The 2915-nt window shown below is 61.8% G+C and carries 4 protein-coding genes; 2 read left to right on the top strand and 2 right to left on the bottom strand.

The window, feature by feature from the left end; genetic code table 11:
* A partial coding sequence (locus AC1DY5_RS49685; protein ID WP_478121680.1) for an SDR family NAD(P)-dependent oxidoreductase occupies positions 1–290 on the bottom strand: 290 nt, incomplete at its 3' end.
* Positions 291–317: 27 nt separating this feature from the next.
* On the bottom strand, positions 318–1193 hold the full coding sequence (locus tag AC1DY5_RS49680; protein ID WP_478121679.1) for an SMP-30/gluconolactonase/LRE family protein: 876 nt from the start codon (positions 1191–1193) through the stop codon (positions 318–320).
* Positions 1194–1642: 449 nt separating this feature from the next.
* Between AC1DY5_RS49680 and AC1DY5_RS49675 the strand changes: the two genes are divergently transcribed.
* Positions 1643–2428 carry a GntR family transcriptional regulator gene (locus AC1DY5_RS49675; RefSeq protein ID WP_478121681.1) on the top strand — a complete coding sequence of 262 codons (786 nt, stop codon included), beginning with the start codon at positions 1643–1645 and terminating at the stop codon, positions 2426–2428.
* An 84-nt stretch (positions 2429–2512) separates the two neighbouring features.
* Positions 2513–2915 (top strand): nitronate monooxygenase (locus AC1DY5_RS49670; protein ID WP_478121678.1); only part of this gene is annotated, 403 nt, incomplete at its 3' end.

Raw genomic sequence — 2915 nt, 5'->3', positions numbered from 1 at the left:
CCACCGGTGGGCCCGGCAACGCCAGCGTTGTTGACCAGAATGTCCAACTGCTCGCCATGACGCTCGGCCATCGCCGCGAATAGGTCATCCACCTGATCGCGCTCCGAGACGTCGCAGTTCACGACGCCCCAGTCCGGGTGCGCTTGGCGTGCTCGGGCCATCGCCGCCTCGTCGACATCGCAGATCACGACCTTCGCGCCGGCCTCGTGGAAAGCAATCGCAATCGCAAGTCCGATGCCGCTGGCGCCTGCCGTGATCAAAGCGCGTCGGCCTGAAAGCAGTGCAGTCACGGGGTGTCCTTCGTCTCGAGCCATCGCTCAGCCACCGAAGCGTGGCTCGGGCAACCCGCTGATGCCAAGGTCGTGAATCGCGAAAAGGCTGCCGCGTTGAACACCGTCGCCAGGGAATCGGGGCAGCGGCGGCCTGGCCATCGAAGTTACGAAGAGGATGTCGAGATTCGGCCCGCCGAAGCTAACACTCGTGACCTTCTTGACAGGCATCTCGATCACCCGGTCGAGCGAGCCATCAGGTGCATAGCGACAGAGCTTTCCAACGTAGCATTGCGCGTTCCAGACAAAGCCTTCGGCATCCACCGTCGAACCATCCGTCGCGCAGCCGGGAGACATTCCGAGCTTGGTGAACGTTCGGCGGTTTGCAACGTTGCCTGTATCCAGGTCGTAGTCGTAGGCCCAGATCTCATCCGACCAGGTGTCGGAAAAATAGAACGTCTTTCCGTCCGGGCTCCAGCATGGGCCGTTGGAGACGATGATGCCGTCATCGAGCCGATGCAATGAAAGATCAGGATCGAGGCGATAGAGCGAACCGTTCGGACCAGCTTCCTGGGTGTCCATGCTTCCAGCTATGAAGCGTCCCCGCTGATCAACCTTTCCGTCGTTCAGCCGATTGTCCGGCTTGTCTGGCTCGGGGTTCACGATCAGCGTGGTATCGCCCGTCTCAAAGTCGAGGAAGTGGAATCCGGTTGCCAGAGATACCACCGCACCGCCGTCACGTCGAACTGCCATCGAGCCGATCTTCTCGGGCACGTCCCATGCGCGAATCTCGCGCCCGTCGGCGGTGCAGCGGAAGACGCGACAGCCGAAACTATCGATCCAATACAGGCGCTGGTCCTGCACGTCCCAAACGGGTCCCTCGCCTAGCGTGGTCTTCACATCAACCAAGACTTCGATGCGCATGAGTGTCTCCTTGTACGTATGGATGGAATGTGGTGGGTTTCGCCCACTTCAACGACGGCGCTCGCGCAACCCGACGACGGCCGCCAGCACAACCAGGCCGAACAGGATTGCACGCGACGCGTAGGGCAAGGTGGTACCCGCCAACAGCGTCTGGAGCGCGGTCAGCATGAGCACCCACCGAGGATGCCGAGGTAGAGCCTGTAGGCACCGATGAGCGTGCGGTCAACACGCACGCCAGAGAGTGCAGCGACCCGCCGCCCATTGCCAAGGAATCGCAACAATCTTCGGAAGGTCGGTTGCATGATGTGTCCCGGTTTCACTCGTCGTGATCGTACGATGTGTGATCACAGATACGTAGTAGGGAAATCCCTAGATAGACCGCCGTGTTCGCGACATTCGCGGCTGTGCTAAGAGATCACAGTGAATACGTTTCGTCCTATACTTCGGGCATGGACCTCTCGAGCCTCGTCACCCCGGTTACCCGCCAAACCCTGAGCGGAGATGTCTACAAGCAGTTGAGCGAACTGCTGATAAGCGGGCGCGTGATGCCTGGCGAACAGTTGTCGCTGCGAACGATTGCGCAGAGCCTCGGCGTGAGCGTGATGCCTGTCCGGGAAGCGGTTAACCGCCTGCTGTCGGAGAAAGCGCTCGAGCTGATGCCGAACCGAGTCCTTCGTGTACCGACCATGACGGTCAGCCAGTTCCGCGAAATCACCGACATCCGCGTCAACCTCGAGGGCCTGGCAACAGCCCGCGCCGCCGAGCTGGTCGATGAGAGGGGGCTTCGCGAGATTGGGGCAGCACATGACCGCTTCTCGAGAGAAAGCTTGCTGAAGAAGCCGAATGAAGCGAATTTGATCGCGCTCAACAAGGAGCTTCATTTCGCCATTTATCGGCAGGCGCGTATGCCGATGCTGCTTGAAATGATCGAGGCGCTTTGGCTGCGTATCGGCCCCATCCTCAACTACGACTTGCGTTCGGGGTCCGCCCGCGTGACCGAACACGTTTCGGCCGATCATCACGATCGGATCTTCTCCGCCTTGAGGAACAAGGATGCAGTGGGGGCCAGCAAGGCATTGGCAGGGGATCTCCGAGGAGCCGCTGACTTCATCGTTACAGCGGGCGTGCTGGTTGCCGATGCCGATTCCCCGTCCGCTGTGCCGACGGCCCGCCCCGTCCCCGCACCTCAGCCCGCCAAACCCGCGAGGCGGGCCCGTGGACTTCCCGTCAGCTAGGTTCTTTCGCGTCACGGTTGGACGAGGCCAGTCCAGGAAAATCACGCTCGCAGCGATTCCAGCGACGCGGTCGGTGCGCGGGCGATGGTGCTGGGCGCGGGCGGCATCAGCGACGGCCGGGGTGTTGCTGCTGCATTGGCACTGGGTGCCGATGCCGTGTGGGTGGGCACCCGCATGGTGGCGACGCTGGAGGCCGCCGTCCACGATGAGCACAAGCGCCGCATTGTCGCGTCGCGTGGTGAAGACACTGTGTTCAGCTCGATCTTCGGCCCCGAGTGGCCACACTTCAATCCGATGCGGCTGCAACGCAATCGCGTGGTGGATGAGTACAACCACCGCCTCGCCGAGGTGCCGACGCAGCGCGACCACCTCGATCTGGTGGGCAAGACGGTGCTCTACGGCCAGCCGATGGAGATGCGCAAATTCAATGTCATCCTGCCATCGCCCGCGACCGAGGCCGACTGGGAAGAGATGCCATGGCTGATGG

Source organism: Variovorax sp. P4_D9 (assembly GCF_056401695.1).
Note: the sequence above shows the minus strand (reverse complement) of the source record. Positions and strands in the feature narration are given on the sequence as shown.